Raw genomic sequence first — 22720 nt, forward strand, 5'->3', positions numbered from 1 at the left:
CCTGCGACAGCCTAGCGACTGAATATCTTCATTTACGCAAAAGATGATTTCCGCGCCAACGAACTTGCAGATGATGTGGAGGTCACCAGTCCTGATTCGACCGCAGCTCGCAAGAACGGTCGCGGTAGGGATGGCAGTTACCTGCCACCCCCCGCACAGATCCGTACGTGCGGAACTACCGCATACGGCTCCTGCCTCAGGTACGTGACGCGAAGCGTTCCTCTGGGTAAGGATGAACGGTTCTGGGCCTTGGTATATAGAGGTCGGCAAGGCGTCCATATCGCGACCACTGAAGCCTGTTTCTCTGGCTACGTCGTTTGAGGGCTTGCCGCCATAAGCGGCAGACCGCAACTCGAAAACCATCAAGACGTAACAGGTTTCCTGGCACGGCGTGATAGTTGAAGTATCCCCCAACAACACTGCCAAGCCATCGGCCTACGATTTGAACAGGCTCATGTCGGCGGCGATTTAGAGCGACCCGAATGGATTGTAATGTCGCACGCATTCGCTTCTTGACCGTCAGGCGCAGTATTTGAAACCCACCGCTTCTATTGGTACTACAACAGTGTGTGAAGCCCAGGAAGTCAAATGTCTCCGGTTTTCCTAACCCTCGCTTCCTACGATTTCTCGCAGCAAAACGACCAAACTCAACTAGCCGTGTCTTCGGGGCGTTGAGGGATAAACCGAACCTGACCAAGCGCTCCTGCAACTGCACCAGAAACTGCTGAGCCTGCCATTGTGTTCTGAAACCCACCACACTGTCGTCCGCGTAGCGCACAACGATCACATCGCCACGGGCGTGGCGCTGGCGCCACTGCCTTGCCCACAGATCCAGCACGTAGTGAAGATAGATATTCGCCAGCAACGGCGATATCACTGCGCCTTGGGGCGTCCCCTTGGTCGCAGCCACCCCACGGCCATCCTCCAAAACTCCCGCCTTAAGCCATTTGCAGATAAGCCCGAGCAGGCGCCGGTCTGCAATCCGGTGTCCCAGAAACATCAGCATCCATTCATGGTCGATCTCATCAAAGAACGACGTGATATCCGCATCCAATATCCAGTTCACCTTCTGGCCCTTCAGCGCGACCGTTAACGCATCCAGCGCATCGTGCTGGCTACGTCCCGGCCGAAACCCATAACCATCCTCCACAGGCGGCATCATCCAACCGGGAATGGAACTCAAGGTGGCCGGCGAGAATAGCCGCAGGGAATCCCAGCCGTGTCGCCAAGCACCACCGGCGCCCTGCTCGGCATCGAGGATGATGAACGAGAGATCTGTTCGGCGCAGGAAGTACGCCGTTGCCAGGGCGGCTTGTCCTCCGCCAATGATGACTACATCCCACAAGCGCTCTGCATGGGCTTTCATTTCACTCCCTCCGGACCATGGTCAGGCCCCATCTTCTCAGATGCTGCAGTAAGTGACTTGACGTAGGTCCTCTGCTGCAACGGTCACCAGCATTCAAAACCTACACGCAGCGCTACACGGGCTTATTGTCTATTTCCAGACGACTGGCCAAAGGAGAAAGCGAGATAACGGCTCGCAAGGCCTCATGATTGGCATCAGACCATGCCAGATCCAGCAAATCGTTGAGCGCGCCCTGCGTTGGAATTGACTGAAGGGCTTGCGTTGTTGGGTCGTACACGAAAGCGTAGAGACCTTTCTCAATCGCCCTAGAGACCTGGCGGTGCCAATTAAAATTGCCGCCATCAGTCATCGTGTCCGCTGCTAGGAAGATGTCGTAGTGCTGAACGATGTAGTTGAAAAACACCTGCTGTGAAATATCGCGGAGAGCTGGGGAATGACGGCTACTCGCCGATCGCCAGATTGAGTTGTGCGCAAGGAGTCGGCTACTGACTTCTGGGACACACCCGAGCGTGACCTTGTCGTAAAAGGCCACTGACATCTCGATATCGTCGACCAGGGCAACTTCGAACTCATTCTTTGCCGGTCCCAGCCGACGGTCAACACGAACCAAACGATACCGAGGGTCAACCTTAAGACCTGCCAGCTCATTGATCTCGCGCACCCCGTCAGCCGCTGTGAGCAGCGTGTAGAAAGCAGAATTGTCAGCTGTGCGTGCAAGTAACGCTGAGAGAGCACTACGCTCTTGAGCTGCAAGGGACATGTCGGCGTCTCTGTGAGAGCTATCGTCAGTGACCTACAAGCTATCCGGTAGCCTTAAATTCCACAATCGTCCGAGCGGGATAGAGCCTGCTTTGCCTCAAAGGTGCTCACCGGGGGGCCAAGTGATCAAGCAACACCTCTGGGCTTGACCACCTGAAGACGGCAAATGGATAGCCACCCTATACTTAATAGAATTTGTCTCAGGGCGTTTGCTGCTTAGAAGGCTTCTGACCCCTGCTTTCATATTCGAAGAACAGTTTTTTCTGTTCCTCCTCACTCAGCTTTGCTGCAGGCGGCCTCCGAGACCTTTTGCTAGGCCTTTTGTCACTAGGCTGTACAATTTGCGCCTTCGCGGCGCGCTCTGCCGCGTTGAGGGCAGAATCGAAGATCGTTTCGGCCACCTGTCTATCTCGCTCGGCAATGGCCGACTGTGCAACGCTACTCGTATAAGCCGTCGGCAGATCAAACGGACACCACAAATCGGGGCGAGCCTTCTGCAATCGTCGTTCACCTAATGCCAAATTATGGAGAGCTTGGACATCGCCCGCATTGGCGGAAAACTCCGCAGAACGAAAGGCGCTACCGAGGTCATCCATCTCAATCCAGGCCCGTCCAGATTTTCGACTTTCGATGTATGCCTGCTTCAATAGATGCACCGCGATCCGCTTAATCCCGAATGTGTATCGATGGAGCTCTGCGGCAAAATCTCTTCCTCGGGTGCGAATATGACCGCCGCTGACTCTGACGCACTCATTTGCATATGCCTTCCAGTCCTTACTGCCAACCTCATCGGGCAGCATGATCCGAGGTTCGGGGAGTAAACGCTGCTTGTCCTCATTGTTGCGTTTGAAGAGCTTATGCCCAAGACTGAAGTTAGATACGAAAACTGCTGGCGGGCCTATTCGCATCAATGTCAGCAGAATAGTAACGATCCTCGCTATACCTAAACCTAGGCTGATGTGCTGAGTTTCATCAAGTAATAGCAATGAAACTATATCCCTGTATGCACGGCGCCGACACTCAAGCAGTAGCCTATCAAAATTACCACTTTTGCGATCTGAGCCTCCAAACAAAAACCATAAGAGCAAGCTCTTGCCACTTTCCTTTCCTTCCGCACTTGCGTACCAGTAGGATTCTAGATTCAGCGCCCCGTCAAAGTATGGCGAATGAAATTGAGATGGCGCCGGCATTACTTTTTTCAAAGCATCAATTGTACGGCTCTTACCCAATCCCGCCAAACCCGTTAGACATATTGGTACAACTTCCGTTATGGGAGGAGTATAAATCTTCGCCTGATGCTCGGCCTCGTTTGGAAAAACATAGCAATGATGCATAAAAGCTCGGCCAACCATTTCATGTATAAAATCTAGGGAAAATTGATTAGGTATGAACGATTGCTTCAATGCATCGGCTAGTATTGTTGCCGCCATAAGGGGCTCCGCACTAGCTAGCGAAGAAACGGGATCAGGCTTCACAGTAATTGCTTTCCGGACAAATTCATTATCCATAGCGAAAGTGAAGCGTTCTTGCAGTGAGCCGGTCATCTCTACTTTCCTCGGCTTCTATCGAAATCCGATTTATCACGCTTTGAAGCTGCGCTTTTGGACGGCCGTCCCTTAATGCGCTTAACTGCCTGCCAATCCTCTCCCGTTTCATGCTTGAAAGCGTCCCGCTGGACCTGCTGCAACGCCGCTCTCTGTTCCATTAATTTAGCTACTTCAGCGCGCCTGAGACCATAAATTTCTTGTAGCTTACGTAGAGAAATATCTCTTTCCCCATCAAGAGTCCTAATAGTGCGTACCATATCAAGCTCGTACAAAACACCGTTTAGATCAAGCCAAATATGGCGAACACACATGGTAAGCACGTAGACACTTGTTTGTATCACTGATTCTTTTGATACTCGGTCAAAAACGCCTGCAGCTTCTAGTTCGGGCGACCTATATTTTCGGCCATAAAAATACACGGCGTCTTGCTTGATGGTTGCAGGATGCTGAGCAAGGAAGGATCTAACGGCAGTTTCGAACTGCATCCCGATAGATGAATCACGCCCACGTCCACTCCAATAATTCCAAACCCCGATAGGAGTGGCCTTTACTCCTGCCAGAATCAGGGCCTCCTCCATTCTACCGGTAGCATCAGACCCTAGGTTATCCTCCAACACCTGCCTGATCTCCCGCCTGGCCATGGTGACGAAATTCAGTCTGCTTTGGATGACTACTGGCTGCTCCAGATCCTTTTTATCCCGCGGATGCGATGACTCGACTGTCGATTTAGATTGACCCGAAAATACCGGAGTGAGCTCAAGTTCACCGAGCCAGTTAATCTGTGGCTCGACATCATAATTTGCACCTGGGCCTCTATCAAAGACGACGCTACCGGATAAGCCCTCGCAGGGCCAGTGTTCAGGCGCGATCTCAACGCCAAAAAGCTCACAGAACTTGACTTTATTCAAAGCCATGGAGAATAAACACATCCGATAGGACTCCATGTTTTCCCTACCTTCGGAAAATCCAATTCCGACGATGGCTCCTGATACACCGCACACTGCACGAACGACACAAAAGGAGTCAACTACACTGCCCTCAATCAGGCCGCTTAGTTTTTCACTAATGTAGTACCCATCAAACTCAGAAAGCTGATTAACATTAATCAGTTTTTCTGAAAAACTTCCCTTGTCGCCTGCCCTTGCGCGCGCCTTGTTCGCACCTTTCTGCGCGATTTCACGCTTTCTTAAGCTGAATTTTTTTCTGATCCAATATTGAATTTGTGCTAAGGATGGAAAAGGAAGCCCCTCGGGATGACGAAACATATAGTCCCCTGATTTTTCAATCGCACGACACCCAAATTCATTAATCAGTATTTCACGACGAATTCTATCCCAAGTATGGGATGGCGATGTAAATTCGACATATCCCGAGCATATTTTATTCTGCATTTCCAAATCGCAGGGATATCCTGCCTTTTTACCCAACGGCGAAGGCCGTCCAAGTTTTACCGTACGATTGGGTCCCGTCCTATCCCACCCACCTATACAGTGAGTTCGTGGCATCAACGCCCACTTGTTACGTCCAAACGTGATGTAGGCGTAGAACCATAGACGCAGCCGCGCAGCATTCTGTCTAGGGATAGAGGCATTGGCGCGAGCATTGATCACAGCGTTTGGATTCTTGCTGATGAGAATCTTTTGGGTGTCGCGCACTAGGTCAGAAATCGCAAGGAAACGACGGTTAACCTTTTCGTCATAGGATTCCTTGGCAGAAACGCGACACTCCTCTAGGTGGGATATGGCTACACCCTCGATACGTTTCAGCCAGGGCGGATACTTTTCTACCACTCCGGTTTCCAGAAGTACTCCGGTCTCTAGGGCCTCTTCGAATTGAGTTGAGGTTAAAGTTATCAGAATCGGAACAGGATTTTTTCCAATGATGAACTCTATTAGCCGAGCTCGGTTATGGCTTGGATCGTTCACAAGAAAATAGTAGGTAACACCTTTGCAGAGTTCCCCAAACCCTTCGGGTGCGATCAACTGAGCGCCGGTAATCATGAGACTTGCTCCGTAAAAAGCGAGTCGTATACCTGCAGCAGATCACCTCCCTCTGTTTCCAAGGGGTGATCAATGAGGATTGGCTGAAAGAAATTGACCTTCAACCTTCCTTCCCAAATGTCTTGGTAAAACCGCGCCGTAAACTGGCTAGGAGCGCCCCAACGTTTACTAAATTTAGAAATCACCAAAAAGGCGGGCTCACCCTTGGCGATGAATTCTTTGACCTCTGCACTGAAATCGGACAGCAGCTCTATGGGGTGGGACAGCGACAAGCCATGCATCGGAAAAATCAGGCCAAGGTTGGCCTGTACGGTAGGAGCAATGCTGTCCAAAGACGCTTTCACCGTCCTGATGCCAGCACTTGCATAGTAAGCCGCCTCCAGTTCAGCTCGGCCCTCGGCGTAATCTCGATCTTTCCGCTGCTGTGCCGGGGTCTTCAGGCTTGACAGACGCCGCTCACCGAAAGCCGCGCCTTGATCCTTGATCGTCCAATTCACGACGTAAGGGACGCCATTGGCACCCAGCAAATAGAGGAGTAGGTCCCCTTGATATGGGAACGGCATCCTGCGCCAGACACCTCCAACCCGCACTGTTACTTCGAAATGCTTAAACCCGATTTCCTTGGCGATTTCTACAGTGCCACGAACAGGCGGCGGGAACCTACCCTTCATAAGCGGATGGCCACTCAGCGGGTGGCGAGCTTCGTATGGCGAGAGCATTCGTTGCTCATGCATATCAAGCAAGCTTGGAGAGTGCAGAGCGAGCTGAATGAAAACACGCTCAGGGTTGGACATTGCATGGATAGCACGATTGAGCTTTCGGCTGTTCAGACGCGAGATACGAGACTTTTTAGGGGCTTCTCGAGGAACCGCCAACGTTGAAGGAACGTACGGATCGCCCCACTGAAAGTCTCTTTGTCGACTCATGATGAGGTCGAATTGATGCTGCCTGTTCATGTCTTTCTTCCCTTTGTCGTGGGGAAAGCAGCCGCAGCGCTGACTGGGGATAATTTGTCAGGACTGCAGCAAACCCTTGCCGGCCGGGCCTCCGCCAGCACCTTGTGCTGTGGATAACGCCAACTTTCTTGTGGATGAACAAAGTCGTGCGGGACTTGACGTCCCACATGCAAGGGATAGACAATGGAAGGGTCAGGCTTCGAAAACTGACTTATCCACAGAGACCCCAGGTCGCACTGGGGTCTTTGTCTACCTGACTTCTATTAGCACTCTTGGCTAGCTTCTAGATGTCATGTGATCTCCTATCATTCTAAAAGTGGCGGTTTCGTAGATCGCCAGCCCTGATGCTGGTCACTATGCCGCTTCTGCACAACTGGCAATAGTACCGCTGCATTTTCCCACCTGACAATAAAAAGTTGGAACTGGATTAAGTTAATTAGTGCAGGCACGCCCTCTTTTTACCTTGCCTAAATGCGAGCTCGTAGCAGACCTTAATATATAATTCTGAGAATTATATATTTATATAAATGATTATCATTCCCAACTGCTTTTTGCGTAACGCAACACCGCCTACTATGATAATCGGTAAAATTAATGTATTGAGCGATGGTGAAAGCCATGGTGCGATTTGCATTAAACTGGCTCGAAGACGAAACCTTCTTCAGCATCTGCAGCAGGCAGCATGTGTACCTTTGCAGCATTGACTCAGCCGCTACTACCGAGTGGCTATTCGGCACTCCTAAAAAGTATGTTCACGATTTTAATTATAATTTAGGCGCTTTGAATAAACTTACTACTCATTGGGGTACTCCTGAATCCATCATAAACGAGCACACCATTGCTCCATTTTTCTTCCCCTTTCAATCTAAGAAAAATGTGCTTGCTGCAAAGGAAGCACTTTTAGGCCCGAGATTGGGATCACTGAAGTACCGTCTGGGTTTGCTAACAAACCGCTTCGGTGCGGAACACCCCTTAAAAGCTTGTATTGCATGTATGGTATGCGACCGTATACGTGTCGGCGTGGCCTACTGGCATCTATCTCATCAGTATCCAGGGGTGACAATTTGCCATGTGCACGGTTTGTATCTCCGAGAAAGTACAAAGAATAGACAGTGGTCAGGTCAATTCGAGTGGTTACTGCCCGAAGAAGAAGATCTCTTACCTGCCCCTCGAATTGAAACGACAGCCGCGACCCGGAAAGTGCTGGAAGATCTTGTCGAGGCAATCATCGGCTTATCAATTTTCGGATGCCAGAGGGTTTTTGATCCAAGCGCTGTCAACGCTGTGTATAGGACAGCGTTGGCTCAGTACGGTGAACGCAGGTCTGGACAGGAGGCAGCCGCCAGTGCGCTTTGGCTCCACATCAGTGGACTTCAGGCCTACCAGCCCTTCAGTTGCATGCCCAGAAGCCCCGATGAGGCCGTCACATTTTTGAGGGGGCTTGTGCGCAGTCCACGGGGGCACGTCCACCCCTTGAAGCACCTCACGCTCATCACTTGGCTATTTGGATCTGTCGCTGCTTTCATCAAGTTACACGATCAGATAGTCAATTCTTACACGCCATCAAAAAAAGTTTCGCCAGGCATTGTTAATCCAGTTAACCGTGTCAAAGAGATAAATCCCACCTCAGATGAAATATTTATAACCGCTAGGCGACCAAAGATTTTAAAAAAAGATATCAGAGCTACTATCTTACTCAGGCTTTCTCAGGGTCAATCAAAATATAGCCTCTGTGAGGATTTCGGCATAACGATTTCGACTGTAAACAAATTGATGCGATCAGAGCCTTCAGTAGCCCATGCGTGGAAAGAAAAAACAATATCTAACGAAAAATTTAAAAGAAGGTCGATCTGGGAAAACACCGTAAAGACATTCTCGAAAGATAGCGCAAAGCAAATTAGATACCGCCTCCCAGCAGTGTATGTCTGGCTTTACCGAAACGACAGGGAATGGCTGACCAGTAGGCTTAGAGGGCTTCCAAACGGACGAATCGGAAATCACTCTGCCGTTGATTGGAGCAAACGTGATCTGCATTTGCTAGAAGCGCTAAAATCGACTGCTGACAACTTGCTGAAGTCTCATGAGCTTCCATTGAAAAAAAACCAAATTTATTTGGCGCTTCCAGGGCTGGTCAGCGCTCTGCAAAAAAGACAAGCCTACGGGCTAACCCGATCTTTTCTCCAAGAGATCACCACGTCAGTTCAAAAGGGCAGTGGGAGTGCTTCAGCTGGAGGCAGCACTGAAGCCATCAAGTCCTCATGATCTTCCGCAGCCATTTCCAGATGGCCTGGACTGGTGAGAAGATGGGCGAGAAGCTTGTGGTGAGGAAACCGGTCCTCATGATCAGCTAGTCAAACAGCGGTTTGGGCTGTAGATACGCGGTGATGGAGAGATTTCAAATGACGGGCGCCAATGCTGAGCTCACTCAAAATCAGTTGACCGTAGGGTTAAGGGCAGCCCTGCGAATTCTTGATGGATGGAACGCGACCACCGAGCAGGTCGGAAGCATTCTTCGCCTATCCACCGCGACCCGCCAGAAGATCTCACGGGATTCCAGCGCCAGCGTACGCCTTGATCTGGATCAGCAGCAGCGAATCAGCTTGGTGCTCAACATTCATGCCGCGTTGCGAACGGTCTTTGCAAATCAAGAAAACGTTCAAGGGTTCCCAAACCTGGATAATGCCAATGATTTCTTCGAAGGACGTTCTCCCCTGGAGGTGATGGCCCAAGGGGACATGATCTCGCTTTATGAGACCTACAGACGAATTGAACATCTCCAACAGTCGAGCTGAACCTAGCCGGTCAGCCCCTTGGACCGCCTACTCAGTTCATGCTTTCTCGGCGTTTTCCGTGTGTTCCCGGTGCCGGTGCGTCTCGGACACAAAGTCGATAAACGCGACGGCCGCTGCAACAGCTAACCGAGCGTGCCTCGGCTGAAGACCACGATACTGGCCGTCCTTTCCGTGTCCCGTCCCGTAAAGGCCTCTTAGCTGTGTCAGATTGCTCGTGATCTGGGTGAGGTTGCGCAGTATCAGTCGAACGTTCTCAGCCCCCTTGGCAGCATCACTTACGCCCTCTGGCACAAGTTGAAGAGCTTTGGTGAGCTTCTTCGTCAAGTCACCCATGTCGTCTGACTTGGTGAAGGCGATACCACGCTTGGTGAGAATCGACTTGCAACAGGTCTCCACAAGCTCTTTAGCGGTGCCGATCGCCAACTCCGGGTCGGTATCCACGGCGAGCTCTAGACGTTCGATTTGCTTGGCCATCCAGCCTGCATTCAGTGCATCTGCAACAGCTTTAGCACGGAGTACCGAGCGGCCACCATTATGCTCTAGAGACCGAAACGCAAATCTCGGTCGGCCAGCAATGAGTTCAGCCTGATACAGCTCCCATCCGGCGCCCTTCAGTTGATCATTGAACTGCTCCGCCAGCTTGAGCGCGTCATTTCGATCGGGTCGCACCAAGGGATGGACCATTTCACACAGAAAACGCAGGAAGTGATCGGCACTCCCTTCAGCCAAGCGGAAGCGGCTGTCGCTGTAGAGCCAGTCGTTTTCCCAATCATCGTTGTTACAGCGATGCTGCCAGATATCGCCAACAGCATCCTTGTAACGGCTATCCGTGGATGGCATTTCTTCCAGGTCGTACAACCGGCTCAAAAATTCCACATCGTTGAGCCGCCCGCTCCAGTCGACATCCTCCAAGCGCAGACCATCCAAGATGTTTTGTCGCACCTTTTTAGGCAGTTCTGACTGACTCGACGACCGCCAATCAGCGCGGAACTCCCTGTCTGGGACGATCACTGCAGAGTAGCAATCATTCTCCTGATGCTCGGTAACGGTGCGTAGCTTGGCTGTGATCTGCTCTTCCAGCTGGCTGCGTTTCGCGCCAAGGCGAGCATAGTCAGAAGCAGGCATCTTGAACTGGATGTGCCAGTAGTTGGTGCCGCCATTCCAATTGTCATACCCCGTCTGCTCCGCTGCGGCGGGGTATTTCTGCACGATCTCGGCAGCATCATCCGCACCATCTGCTCTCAGGAGAGTATGTACGGTCGCCAGTAGCGGCTCGATTTGGTCGTTCTGCTCCATACCTGCCTCAAAAAAGCCAATCCCATTGGCATCGCTCGCCCAGGCCATAGCCCTAGGGCGCCGCCACCTTACGACAGAAATGCAAATTTCCACAGGTCACTATAGTGGATCAGAAGCACAGTAATGCGAAACGATTTTGACCAGATACGCTACACTCACGCCGAAATCCGAAACAGATAACCCTTTGAGCGAATCATCCCGTGGAATACCTCTCAGAAATCTTGAAGATCCTGGACGGAGCTCTCAAGGCGAATGCCAGCATGGCCTCGAATTATGCCGGCCTCCTGGCAGACAAACTGGAGAGTGACGGCGACAAACGACAAGCCCGAATGATCAGAGAGCGCCTTGCGCGGGCTCCTGCAGCGCTAGCCAGTGCCCAGGATGCTGCCCATGGTTTCAGCTTCTCGAACCTGCCTACAGATGGTGAAAGCCATCTGCATACGGTGGACGTAAGCACCCCTTCGCTTGATAAAGGCTCGTTGCTGCTGCCCAGTGCTGTCGAGAATCGAATCCAGGAGTTTCTGGCAAATATCCGCCGATACGACGACCTTGCACGCGTGGGCGCTGCCATGCCGAGCCGCTTGCTGGCATACGGCCCCCCCGGTACCGGGAAAACTAAGCTTGCCCGGTATATCGCCGGGCACCTTGAATTGCCACTGCTAACGGTCCGCTGCGACACGCTTGTGAGCAGTCTACTAGGACAGACTAGCCGGAACCTCCGTAGGGTGTTCGAGTACTCCCAACAGCGCCCCTGTGTACTGTTCCTAGATGAGTTCGATGCCTTAGCGGGGGCTCGGGGGAACGAACGTGATGTCGGGGAGCTCCAGCGAGTGGTGATTGCACTGCTGCAGAACATAGACGCCATCCCAGAGAGCACCATTCTGGTCGCTGCAACCAATCACGATCAGTTGCTCGACCCAGCCATCTGGCGCCGTTTCAGTTTCCGAATTCCTATGGCTGAGCCTGACCTGGCATTGCGCCGAATGCTGTGGAAACAATACCTGGAGCCGTTCAGCGCCGAGCAGTTGGATCTGGATGTCCTAGCTCAGCTGTCTGACGGAATCACAGGGGCAAACATTGAACAGGTCTGCCTCGATACCAAGCGCGGGGCTGTTTTGTCGAACGCATCCAGCGTCGATGAAAACCAACTCATCCGACGCCTAGGTTTAAATCTTGCACTTACTGGTGGCCGAGTGCTATCTACTGTCGAGTCAGAAGTTCGGTGGCTTAATGGATGGGCACCAAAGTACTTTTCCCTGAGAACATTGGGAAGGCTGTACGACCTGTCGACTAGGCAAATCACGAAGATCCTCAAGGAGGAGACCAGTAGTGGCCCGCAAGAACACGCCCGCGCAACCGCTGTTGAATGCGAGGGTTGAGAATCCGTTCATACATGTCCCGTTTCAGCCTGGGGATCTCTCGTCAATTGAGGGTGGCGGTGGCGGTGGTGGCAAAGAGCTCGTAGAGGTCAACGCCGCTTACCGTCAGGCACTTTCAAGAACACTCGCAGGTGCTTCATCGGCGCTCTCCCGCGAGCAGGTGCTTCATCCCCAGGCTTTGACGCACCTGGTACTCAAGCTGCGGGAAAAGGGAATCGCAAAAACCCACCGCCCCATCTTGGTCGCAGAGGAAGCGAAGCTACAGCCGGCTGGCCATGGTCAGATTGACGAGATGCTCGTTGGGGCCTCTGCCAACAGTCTGGACGTGTTTGATCGTGTGATCCTGCACCGCGACACCAAGAAAATTCGATCCCAACTGAGTGTGATCGAATCCATTGAGCCTTGGGATCGCCAACGACGAAACCCGGAAGGAAGCCACCGGCTCCTGGAAAATGGTCGTGCCGTTTTGCGACTCTTCCAGTACCAACAGGGCAGCTTCAACGCGTTCAATTACGAGACCTTAGTGCGGATTTTGAAGTCCCTATCGCTGCCGTTCGTCCAAATCGACCAAGGACGTGGCCTGCCGATATTTGGCATTCGAGACCTGGACAAGATCCAAGACGATGCTCTTGAGCAGATACTGGATTTCCCTGGCATTCGAACAATTTACGCGGAAAAGCTTTTCCTTCCCGTTACAACTGTCCAAATGCCTATGAGCGGCGCGGTAGCCACCCAAGCTCAGCCAACTCCACAACCCGTCACGCTGCCCACGGTCGCCGTCTTCGACTCCGGTGTGAGCTCGGATGCGAAGCTGATTGAGCACTTCGTCAAATCGAGGGATCCCTACGTTCTACCTCCAGACACCAATTATGAGCATGGAACAGCGGTAGCCTCTCTGGTCGCCGGAGGGGCATTCTTCAACGATAAGCACGCTTGGATCCCAACAACGCCAGCGTACGTACATGACGTCTGTGCGTTGGAAGTTTCTGGCTCTTACATGTCCGATCTGGAGCTGCGGCTTCAGTCGGCCGTGAAAAAGCGCCCGGATGTGAAGGTATGGAACATATCGATTGGTGGTGAGGCTTGCGACGACAGCCACTTCAGTGACATTGCCATGGCGTTGGACCAACTCAGCGATAAGTACCAGGTTCTCTTCGTAGTAGCTGCCGGCAACTACAACGACCTCCCTCGGCGTGAATGGCAAAAGTTTTCGACGCTCGCTGACCGTATTTCGAGTCCAGGGGAGTCGGTTCGTGCATTAACTGTGGGTTCGATCTCCCACATTGATGCTGCGGGCGCGCTCAGCGCTATTGGCCACCCGGCACCTTACTCGCGTTGTGGTCCTGGCCCTGTCTTCACTCCGAAACCAGACATCACGCATGTGGGCGGAGGAGTACATGCTCCGTGGAACGCCGGCTCGGCTAGCCTCAAAGTCTTGTGGCCCGACAATCAGCTGCGCTTGGGTTTTGGTACGAGTTACGCGGCCCCCCTCGCATCGTGCATGGCAGCCCACGCATGGCAAGCTGTGGCTGGGCGTCCATCGCTAAATCCGTCGCCTTCGTTGGTCAAGGCATTAATGATCCATGCAGCGCAGCTCTCTTCGCCTGATTACGATTCTTACCATCGCCGATATCTAGGTGCAGGCCGCCCTGAAGACGTACTTAAAGCCCTTTACGATTCAGACGACAGTTTCACCCTCGTTTTCCAGGCGAATCTGGTACCGGGCAACATGCGCTGGCGGAAAACGCCTTATCCGATCCCAGATGTTTTGATTGAGGCCGGAAAATTTCGGGGCGAGGTGATCATCACGGCGGCATATGCCCCCCCACTGGACCCCAACTCGGGCAGCGAATATGTACGCGCTAACGTTGAGTTGAGCTTCGGTGCGATAACGGGAGATACCATCCAAGGCATGGTGCCAATGGACAGCGATGAAGGCCAGAGCGGATATGAGATCGCTCAAATTTCCGCTGGAGGTAAGTGGTCGCCAGTGAAGGTGCATAGGGCAAAATTCCCCAACGGCACAGCGGTCCTGCAATGGGGATTACAGGCAAAGGCTCGACTACGTGCATACGAACCCGAGCTAACAGAGGCGTTGCCGGTCAACATAATCGTAACTTTGCGATCACTGGATAGAGATCCAAAGGTACGCGCGGCAGGACTCAAAGCGCTGAGCCAGTGCAACTGGGTCCATACTCCTCTACCTGTTCGCGTACCGATTCGAGTGTAGAACATTGGCTGCCTGCACTAGGCGTCGCAGCGGGTGAAGGCTTGCGGCGTCTATTTTATGATCCCGACAGCTCGCGCTTTTGCTAAACCGATCTTGGGAATGCTGGGCGAAGCAGCGACGGTGGTATTCCGCTGCGATGGTCCTTCATGAATGGACAGCAGGGTGTTGCAGCAGGGATAGTGCTTGGATGTAGGCCAAGGCCAACCTACCTGGACTACAACGTCATCCAACACAATGCGCGGGGTGGACCAAACCCCCAAACCTTGCACATAGTCTTCTTCTACGAAGTGGACATACTTTGTGTCCTCTATCCGATAGCTGCTCCAAAGCGAATCAGTGCATCGAGCGCTCCCCGCTAGGGACATTAATTCACGTTCGAAATCGTCATAGCTGTCATAGAGCGCCACGACAGCATGAATGAATAATGCTGTGATGGTCCCAGCTCGACTTTCAAGGCTCGGTGATGGCACATCGGCGAACCCCTGTACAAGATCGCTCATGGTCGAGGCTATCGCCTGCATTTTTGACCTTTCCTCGCCACTGAGCTGCGGGCTCAAAGCGGTAGCCTTATCCAGCAGCACCTTGGCGGCATGCAAACCAGAGATGATATGGGGCGACCTGCACAATCGCTGGTAGACCTCAGCACGCTTGAGCGCCAATGGGTCGTGGTTAGCAACAACTTCAGCTTCGGCGAGATGCCGGCCGCCGCAAGTGCGCCACATCACATCAAGGTCATGATCTATGCGAGTGAACAACTTACCGCAAAAAGGACAATCCCTAAGCAAGACAGCGTTGTGCTTGGGGCACACCGACACCTTTGACGCGCCATAGCGCCTCCAGTATGAAAACCCGTGGATCTTGAGGTCTTCCCTAACGCATTCAGGGCAGAAGGAAGCATCCCATTCACTGAAGTGCTCCCCCTCAGAAAGGTACTGAGTGCCTGAGTAGGCAAAATCCCAGTCACTTTTGATGACGTGGAACGCTGCGTTCAGCGTGTGATTGTGAACAAGCCGATTGAAACCATAGCACCCCGGCCAGCCGATGGCTGCTGCGAGCCTTCTCACTTCGGCCGTCTTTATCACATGACGGGTACGCAGGGCTTCGAAGATCTCTGCCTTGGGCTCGGCCCAATAGAGCAGCAGGTTCCTTCTCACGTATGACGGAAGAGTTTCATCAGGCAGAATCGAGAGGGGCATGTGAAAACGCCAGTACAAGGAAGGGAGGGGTCACACGGGGAGGCTGGTGTAACCGCCAGATGGAGGGGAGCGAGCGCTTCCCCTCTACCGGCGACAGTTTTAATTGTTGGGCGACAGCTTTAATTCCACAAAATCATCTGAACAACACCTGACTGCCCGTTACTCAACGGTCACCGACTTGGCCAAATTACGAGGCTGGTCAACGTCGGTACCCTTAAGCACGGCCACGTAGTAAGACAGCAACTGCAGCGGAATGGTGTAAAGGATTGGCGCCAGGGCATCGGCAATGTGCGGCACCTTGATCACGTGGGTCCCTTCGCCATTGGTCATGCCAGCGTGCTCGTCGGCGAACACCACCAGCTCGCCACCGCGGGCACGCACTTCCTGCAGGTTGGATTTCAGCTTCTCCAGCAGTTCGTTGTTCGGTGCAACGGTAACCACCGGCATATCGTTGTCCACCAGAGCCAGCGGGCCGTGCTTCAGCTCGCCTGCTGGGTAAGCTTCGGCGTGGATGTAGGAGATTTCCTTAAGCTTGAGTGCACCTTCCATCGCTACCGGGTACTGCGCACCGCGGCCGAGGAACAGGGTGTGGTGCTTGTCGGCGAACAGCTCGGCAATTTTCTCGACGGTGGCATCCATGGCCAGGGCTTCGCCCAGGCGGGTCGGCAGTCGACGCAGCTCTTCAACCAGCTCAGCTTCGACACCGGCTTCCAGCGTACCGCGCACCTGGCCCAAGGCCAGGGTCAGCAGCATCAGCGAAACCAGCTGGGTGGTGAACGCTTTGGTCGAAGCCACGCCGATTTCGGGGCCGGCCAAGGTCAGCAGGGTCAAGTCCGACTCACGTACCAGCGAGCTGATACCCACGTTGCAGATCGCCAGGCTGCCAAGGAAACCCAACTCCTTGGCGTTGCGTAGCGCGGCCAAGGTATCGGCGGTTTCGCCGGACTGCGAGATAGAGACGAACAGCGTGTCCGCCTGCACCACCACCTTGCGGTAACGGAACTCGCTGGCCACTTCCACCTGGCAAGGGATACCGGCCAGGCTTTCCAGCCAGTAACGCGCAACCATACCGGCGTGGTAGCTGGTGCCGCAGGCAACGATCTGCACGTTGCGCACCTTGGCAAATAGGTCGGCAGCTTTGGGGCCAAAGGCCTGGACCAGCACGTTGTCCTTGCCCAGGCGGCCTTCAAGCGTGCGCTGAACAACGCTTGGCTGCTCGTGAATTTCCTTGAGCATGAAGTGACGGTAAGCGCCCTTGTCGGCAGCCTCGGCACCCTCGTGATACTGCACGGTTTCGCGCTGGACCTTATTGCCCTGCTGGTCCCAGATAGAGACCTGATCACGGCGAATTTCAGCGATGTCGCCTTCTTCCAGGTACATGAAGCGGTCAGTAACCTGACGCAGCGCCAGTTGGTCGGACGCCAGGAAGTTCTCGCCAAGGCCCAGGCCGATAACCAGCGGGCTACCACTGCGTGCGGCCACCAGGCGGTCCGGCTGCTTGGCACTGATCAGCGCGAGGCCGTAAGCGCCATGCAGGCGCTTCACCGCAGCCTTCAGGGCGTCGGTCAGGTCTGGAATGCTCTTGAGGGTGTGGTGGATCAGGTGGACGATGACTTCGGTATCGGTCTGCGAATTGAAGACATAGCCCAGCCCCTTCAGCTCTTCGCGCAGTTCCTCGTGGTTTTCGATGATGCCGTTGTGCACCACGGCCACGTCATTGCCCGAGAAGTGCGGGTGGGCGTTGCCTTCAGTCGGCGCGCCGTGGGTAGCCCATCGGGTGTGGGCAATACCCAGTTGGCCTGCCAATGGGTCATCAGCAACAGCAAGCTCCAGCTCGCTGACCTTGCCGATACGGCGGCGGCGCTGCAGTTCACCGTTCTGGGTGAGTACAGCCAAACCGGCGCTGTCGTAACCGCGGTATTCAAGACGCTTGAGGCCTTCGATCAGGATGGCTGTGATATTACGCTCGGCGACAGCACCAACGATTCCACACATGTTTTATTGCTCCTGGCTGATCGCGGCGCAGATCAGGCTGATGCCGCGGGCTTGAATTTGTTCGCGCGCTGCTGCTGGCAGGCGTTCATCTGTAATAAGGGTGTGCACGCTGCTCCAGGGCAGCTCGAGGTTAGGGATCTTTCGCCCCACCTTGTCCGACTCGACCATCACGATCACTTCACGGGCAACTTCGGCCATAACCCGGCTCAGCCCAAGCAGCTCGTTGAAGGTAGTGGTACCCCGGGCGAGATCGATGCCGTCTGCCCCGATGAATAATTGGTCGAAATCGTAGGAGCGCAGTACCTGCTCCGCGACCTGGCCCTGGAACGATTCGGAATGCGGGTCCCAGGTGCCGCCGGTCATCAGCAGCACCGGCTCGTGTTCGAGGTCGCAGATTGCACGGGCCACATTGAGCGAATTGGTCATCACCACCAGGCCTGGCTGGCGCCCCAGTTCGGGGATCATTGCCGCCGTTGTGCTGCCGCTGTCGATGATAATGCGCGCATGTTCGCGGATACGCCCCACGGCGGCGCGCGCAATGGCCTTTTTATAGGAAGACACCGGTTGTGCCGGTTCACCGAGCAACTCTTGCGGCACCGGCACCGCACCACCGTAGCGGCGTAACAACAAGCCGTTGGTTTCCAGGGCGGCGAGGTCTTTGCGAATGGTCACTTCCGAGGTGGCGAAACGCTTGGCCAACGCATCCACACTCACCTCACCCTGCTCGCTGAGCAGAGCCAGAATATTGTGTCGCCGCTGTGGTGTGTTTCGTTTCGACATGTGCGTTTAAGTTTCGATTCGAAAGTTAGTGATTGCAATCAAAACCTAAGACGAGCGATTCGTCAAGCTGTCGCTGTCCTGTGGATAGTTTGCCTTTGCATTGACGCGGTGCTACAGGCGCTGCAGCACCAATAAAAAAGCCGACTTATTCACATAAGTCGGCTTTCGATCGAAACGGCTGTGAATAACTCAGCTCTTCTTGATCTTCTCCGGGCGCTTCCAGCCCGATATGTTGCGCTGGCGCGCACGGGCTACAGCCAGATCACCCGCTTCTACGGCCTGGGTGATGGTCGAACCGGCTGCTGTGGTCGCGCCGGCCTTGATTTCAACAGGCGCCACCAGCGAGTTGTTCGAACCGATGAACACGTCTTCACCCATCACGGTCTTGAACTTGTGGGCGCCATCGTAGTTGCAGGTGATGGTGCCGGCGCCGATATTGGTGCGCGCACCGATTTCGGCATCACCCAGGTAGGTCAGGTGACCAGCCTTGGCCCCTTCACCCAGGTGGGCGTTTTTCAGTTCGACAAAGTTACCCACATGGGCCTTGGCGTCCAGTACGCTCCCTGGGCGCAGGCGGGCGAACGGGCCAGCATCGCTGCCTTCCCCCATCACAGCGCCTTCGAGGTGGCTGTTGGCCTTGACCACCGCGCCTTTGCGCAGGGTAGTGTTCTTGATCACGCAGTTAGGGCCGATCTGCACATCGTCCTCGATAACCACCTTGCCTTCGAGAATCACGTTGATGTCGATCAGCACATCACGACCAACGCTCACTTCACCACGAACATCGAAGCGTGCCGGGTCACGCAGGGTAACCCCCTGAGCCATCAGACGGCGGCCTTCACGCAACTGGTAGTGACGCTCCAGCTCGGACAGCTGGCGGCGGTCGTTGGCGCCCTGCACTTCCATAGGGTCGTGTGGCTGTTCGGTTGCTACCCCCAAGCCGTCGGCCACTGCCATGGCGATTACGTCAGTCAGGTAGTACTCACCCTGGGCGTTGTTGTTCGACAGGCGGCCCATCCAGTCGGCGAGGCGCGCGGCTGGCAGCGCCAGAATTCCGGTGTTGCCTTCCTTGATCGCTTTTTGCGCGTCGTTGGCGTCCTTGTGCTCAACGATGGCAGTTACCTTGCCCTGCTCGTCACGCACGATACGGCCATAGCCGGTCGGATCGTCGAGGGTGACTGTCAGCAGTCCCAACTGCTGATCGTTAGCCTTCGCCAACAGACGCTGCAGGGTCTCCACTTCGATCAACGGCACGTCGCCGTACAACACCAGCACGGTGTCAGCGGTGATCGCTGGCAGTGCCTGGGCAACAGCATGACCGGTACCCAGCTGTTTATCCTGCATGACGAAATTCAGGTCGTCAGCGGCCAGGCGCTCGCGAACCAGCTCGGCACCATGGCCAATGACCACATGAATACCTTGCGGCTGAAGTTGGCGCGCGCTGTGGATAACATGGCCGAGCATGGAATTGCCGGCTACCGGGTGCAACACTTTGGGCAGCGCCGAGCGCATGCGGGTGCCTTGGCCGGCGGCGAGAATAACGATATCGAGTGACATTACTGGCTACCAATCCTGGGCGGTCAGTGAAAGACCGGGGGAAAAAACAGAAAAAGAAAAAGGGTAGCCGAGGCTACCCTTTTACTCAATCGCAACAGAAGTTATCAGCCTTGGCCGATTACTTGCCTTTGCGCATTTGCTGGACGGTACGCAGCTGGGCTGCGGCCTCGGCCAGACGTGCGGCGGCGGCACCGTAGTCGAAGTCCGCGCCTTTCAGATTCAGGGCGTTCTCGGCAGCCTTGAGGGCCTCCTGAGCCTGAGCTTCATCCAGGTCTGCAGCACGTTGCACGGTATCGGCAAGCACCTTGACCATGTTCGGCTGAACCTCGAGGAAACCACCAGAGATGTAGAACACCTCGTGTGCGCCACCCTGCTTGGTCAGCGTGATCGGACCAGGCTTGAGATTGGTGATCAGCGGCGCATGGCCTGGAGCGATACCAAGATCACCCAGGTTACCGTGCGCAACCACCATCTCGACCAGGCCGGAGAAGATCTCTCCTTCCGCGCTGACGATATCGCAATGGACTGTCATAGCCATCTGCTTGCCTCAACCTGATAGCGCCCCTTGCGGGGCGCAGGAATTACAGTTTCTTGGCTTTCTCGATCGCTTCGTCGATGCTGCCGACCATGTAGAACGCTTGTTCTGGCAGGTGGTCGTAGTCACCTTTGAGGATGCCGCTGAAGCCAGCGATGGTGTCTTTCAGGGAAACGTACTTGCCTGGCGAACCGGTGAAGACTTCTGCCACGAAGAACGGCTGCGACAGGAAGCGCTGGATCTTACGAGCGCGGGCTACCAGTTGCTTGTCGGCTTCGGACAGTTCGTCCATACCCAGGATCGCAATGATGTCCTTCAGCTCTTTGTAGCGCTGCAGAACATACTGAACGCCACGAGCGGTCTCGTAGTGCTCGTTGCCGATCACGTTCGGGTCCAGCTGGCGCGAAGTCGAGTCCAGTGGGTCGACCGCTGGGTAGATACCCAGGGAGGCGATGTCACGGGACAGAACGACGGTGGCGTCCAAGTGGGCGAAGGTGGTCGCTGGCGACGGGTCGGTCAAGTCGTCCGCAGGTACATAGACGGCCTGTACGGAGGTGATCGAACCTTCCTTGGTGGAGGTGATGCGCTCTTGCAGAACGCCCATCTCTTCAGCCAGGGTCGGCTGGTAACCTACTGCCGAAGGCATACGGCCCAGCAGTGCGGATACTTCGGTACCGGCCAGGGTGTAACGATAGATGTTGTCGACGAACAGCAGAACGTCGTTACCTTCGTCACGGAACTTCTCAGCCATGGTCAGGCCGGTCAGCGCTACACGCAGACGGTTTCCTGGTGGCTCGTTCATCTGACCGTAGACCAGCGCTACCTTGTCGAGAACGTTGGAGTCCTTCATCTCGTGGTAGAAGTCGTTACCCTCACGAGTACGCTCACCCACACCAGCGAACACGGAGTAACCGCTGTGTTCCATGGCGATGTTACGGATCAGTTCCATCATGTTTACGGTTTTGCCGACACCGGCACCACCGAACAGACCAACCTTACCACCCTTGGCGAACGGGCAAACCAGGTCGATAACCTTGATGCCGGTTTCCAGCAGGTCGTTGCCGCCTGCCTGGTCAGCGAACGAAGGCGCTGGCTGGTGGATACCGCGACGCTCTTCTTCGCCGATCGGGCCGGCTTCGTCGATCGGGTTGCCCAGTACGTCCATGATACGGCCCAGGGTGGCCTTACCAACTGGAACGGAAATGGCAGCGCCGGTGTCGACGACATCCAGACCGCGCTTCAGGCCTTCGGTCGAGCCCATCGCAATGGTACGAACCACACCGTCGCCCAGCTGTTGCTGAACTTCCAGGGTGGTTTCCGCGCCTTGTACCTTAAGCGCGTTGTATACACTCGGCACGACGTCACGTGGGAATTCCACGTCGATGACGGCGCCGATGATTTGAACGATACGTCCGCTACTCATAGCTGGATCCTCTGAATATGTGAACCGTTAAACCGCGGCAGCGCCGCCGACGATTTCCGAGATCTCCTGGGTGATCGCAGCCTGACGCGCCTTGTTGTAGATCAACTGAAGCTCTTTGATCAAATCACCGGCGTTGTCTGTGGCGTTCTTCATGGCGATCATCCGGGCCGCTTGTTCAGCAGCGTTGTTCTCGACCACCGCCTGGTATACCTGCGACTCCACGTAGCGCACCATCAAGCCATCCAGCAGCTCTTTTGCGTCGGGTTCGTACAGGTAGTCCCAGTGATGCTTGAGATCCTGATCCGGGGTTGCCACCAACGGTACCAATTGCTCGACCGTCGGCTTCTGGGTCATGGTATTGATGAACTTGTTCGAAACCACCGAGAGGCGATCGATACGGCCGTCCAGGTAGGCGTCCAGCATCACTTTGACGGAGCCGATCAGATCGTTGATCGATGGCTCTTCGCCCAAGTGGCTGATCGCTGCTACGACGTTGCCGCCAAAGATGCGGAAGAAAGTCGCACCCTTGCTGCCGATCACGCACAGGTCGATTTCCACGCCCTGTTCGCGGTTTGCGCTCATGTCCTTGACCAGGGCCTTGAACAGGTTGGTGTTCAAGCCACCGCACAGACCACGGTCACTGCTCACCACGATATAACCGGCGCGCTTTACAGGGCGCTCGATCATGAACGGGTGGCGGTATTCCGGGTTGGCGTTGGCCAGATGACCGATCACCTGGCGGATACGTTCCGCGTAAGGACGGCTAGCAGCCATGCGCATTTGTGCCTTGCGCATCTTGCTGACCGCCACTTTCTCCATGGCGCTGGTAATTTTTTGCGTGCTTTTGATGCTCGCAATCTTACTGCGAATCTCTTTTGCGCCTGCCATGTATCACCTATCAGGTTAGCA

At 54.6% G+C, this 22720-nt stretch carries 17 protein-coding genes; 4 read left to right on the forward strand and 13 right to left on the reverse strand.

All coding sequences use genetic code 11. The features are described from left to right. Nucleotides 1-196: 196 nt before the first annotated feature. From LVS58_RS18330 to LVS58_RS18350, 5 genes are all read right to left on the reverse strand, one after another. Complete coding sequence (locus LVS58_RS18330) at nucleotides 197-1366, reverse strand: reverse transcriptase domain-containing protein (protein WP_233692223.1); 1170 nt, start codon at nucleotides 1364-1366, stop codon at nucleotides 197-199. Nucleotides 1367-1478: 112 nt separating this feature from the next. Beyond that, nucleotides 1479-2126, reverse strand: a complete 648-nt coding sequence (locus tag LVS58_RS18335) for a hypothetical protein (RefSeq protein ID WP_233692224.1) — start codon at nucleotides 2124-2126, stop codon at nucleotides 1479-1481. Nucleotides 2127-2325: 199 nt separating this feature from the next. After that, a complete protein-coding gene (locus LVS58_RS18340) occupies nucleotides 2326-3669 on the reverse strand; it encodes an ATP-binding protein (protein ID WP_233692225.1) in 1344 nt (447 codons plus the stop codon). Nucleotides 3670-3671: 2 nt separating this feature from the next. Then, nucleotides 3672-5672, reverse strand: coding sequence for a transposase (locus LVS58_RS18345; protein ID WP_233692226.1), 2001 nt, complete (start codon nucleotides 5670-5672; stop codon nucleotides 3672-3674). Continuing rightward, the gene (locus LVS58_RS18350; RefSeq protein WP_233692227.1) at nucleotides 5669-6628 is read right to left on the reverse strand and encodes a hypothetical protein; all 960 of its coding nucleotides are present in this window, start codon (nucleotides 6626-6628) and stop codon (nucleotides 5669-5671) included. The genes LVS58_RS18345 and LVS58_RS18350 overlap by 4 nt, the downstream gene beginning before the upstream one ends. A gap of 618 nt (nucleotides 6629-7246) precedes the next feature. Here LVS58_RS18350 and LVS58_RS18355 point away from each other — a divergent pair. Then, nucleotides 7247-8890, forward strand: a complete 1644-nt coding sequence (locus LVS58_RS18355; protein ID WP_233692328.1) for a TnsD family transposase — start codon at nucleotides 7247-7249, stop codon at nucleotides 8888-8890. Between the two features lie 137 nt (nucleotides 8891-9027). Next, nucleotides 9028-9420, forward strand: a complete 393-nt coding sequence (locus LVS58_RS18360) for an antitoxin Xre-like helix-turn-helix domain-containing protein (protein ID WP_233692228.1) — start codon at nucleotides 9028-9030, stop codon at nucleotides 9418-9420. Between the two features lie 36 nt (nucleotides 9421-9456). Here the strand turns inward: LVS58_RS18360 and LVS58_RS18365 are convergent, their stop codons facing one another. Beyond that, nucleotides 9457-10716, reverse strand: coding sequence for an abortive infection family protein (locus LVS58_RS18365; protein WP_039582309.1), 1260 nt, complete (start codon nucleotides 10714-10716; stop codon nucleotides 9457-9459). Between the two features lie 200 nt (nucleotides 10717-10916). On the opposite strand from LVS58_RS18365, the gene iteA reads away from it, so the two are divergent. Both iteA and iteS read left to right on the forward strand, forming a co-directional pair. Continuing rightward, the gene (gene iteA / locus LVS58_RS18370) at nucleotides 10917-12095 is read left to right on the forward strand and encodes an anti-phage ATPase IteA (protein WP_019470297.1); all 1179 of its coding nucleotides are present in this window, start codon (nucleotides 10917-10919) and stop codon (nucleotides 12093-12095) included. After that, on the forward strand, nucleotides 12046-14325 hold the full coding sequence (iteS, locus tag LVS58_RS18375; protein ID WP_233692229.1) for a S8 family anti-phage peptidase IteS: 2280 nt from the start codon (nucleotides 12046-12048) through the stop codon (nucleotides 14323-14325). The genes iteA and iteS overlap by 50 nt, the downstream gene beginning before the upstream one ends. Nucleotides 14326-14375: 50 nt before the next feature. Here iteS and LVS58_RS18380 read toward each other — a convergent pair whose 3' ends face one another. The 7 genes from LVS58_RS18380 to atpG form a co-directional block, all read right to left on the reverse strand. Next, nucleotides 14376-15521 (reverse strand): TniQ family protein, encoded by a 1146-nt coding sequence (locus tag LVS58_RS18380; protein ID WP_233692230.1) that lies wholly within the window; start codon nucleotides 15519-15521, stop codon nucleotides 14376-14378. A gap of 159 nt (nucleotides 15522-15680) precedes the next feature. Beyond that, entirely contained in the window at nucleotides 15681-17516 is a 1836-nt protein-coding gene (glmS, locus tag LVS58_RS18385) for a glutamine--fructose-6-phosphate transaminase (isomerizing) (protein ID WP_233692231.1), read from the reverse strand. Between the two features lie 3 nt (nucleotides 17517-17519). Continuing rightward, complete coding sequence (locus LVS58_RS18390; RefSeq protein ID WP_233692232.1) at nucleotides 17520-18296, reverse strand: DeoR/GlpR family DNA-binding transcription regulator; 777 nt, start codon at nucleotides 18294-18296, stop codon at nucleotides 17520-17522. A 189-nt stretch (nucleotides 18297-18485) separates the two neighbouring features. Further along, nucleotides 18486-19853 carry a bifunctional UDP-N-acetylglucosamine diphosphorylase/glucosamine-1-phosphate N-acetyltransferase GlmU gene (gene glmU / locus LVS58_RS18395; protein ID WP_233692233.1) on the reverse strand — a complete coding sequence of 456 codons (1368 nt, stop codon included), beginning with the start codon at nucleotides 19851-19853 and terminating at the stop codon, nucleotides 18486-18488. A 118-nt stretch (nucleotides 19854-19971) separates the two neighbouring features. Further along, nucleotides 19972-20391: a F0F1 ATP synthase subunit epsilon gene (locus LVS58_RS18400; RefSeq protein ID WP_010955886.1), complete on the reverse strand. Its 420-nt coding sequence runs from the start codon at nucleotides 20389-20391 to the stop codon at nucleotides 19972-19974. A 43-nt stretch (nucleotides 20392-20434) separates the two neighbouring features. Beyond that, complete coding sequence (gene atpD / locus LVS58_RS18405) at nucleotides 20435-21811, reverse strand: F0F1 ATP synthase subunit beta (protein ID WP_003253197.1); 1377 nt, start codon at nucleotides 21809-21811, stop codon at nucleotides 20435-20437. Between the two features lie 27 nt (nucleotides 21812-21838). Further along, nucleotides 21839-22699, reverse strand: a complete 861-nt coding sequence (gene atpG / locus LVS58_RS18410) for a F0F1 ATP synthase subunit gamma (RefSeq protein ID WP_003253195.1) — start codon at nucleotides 22697-22699, stop codon at nucleotides 21839-21841. Nucleotides 22700-22720 lie beyond the last annotated feature (21 nt).

Origin of the sequence: Pseudomonas sp. JR33AA (assembly GCF_021378985.1) — a bacterium.
Lineage (GTDB): Bacteria > Pseudomonadota > Gammaproteobacteria > Pseudomonadales > Pseudomonadaceae > Aquipseudomonas > Aquipseudomonas alloputida.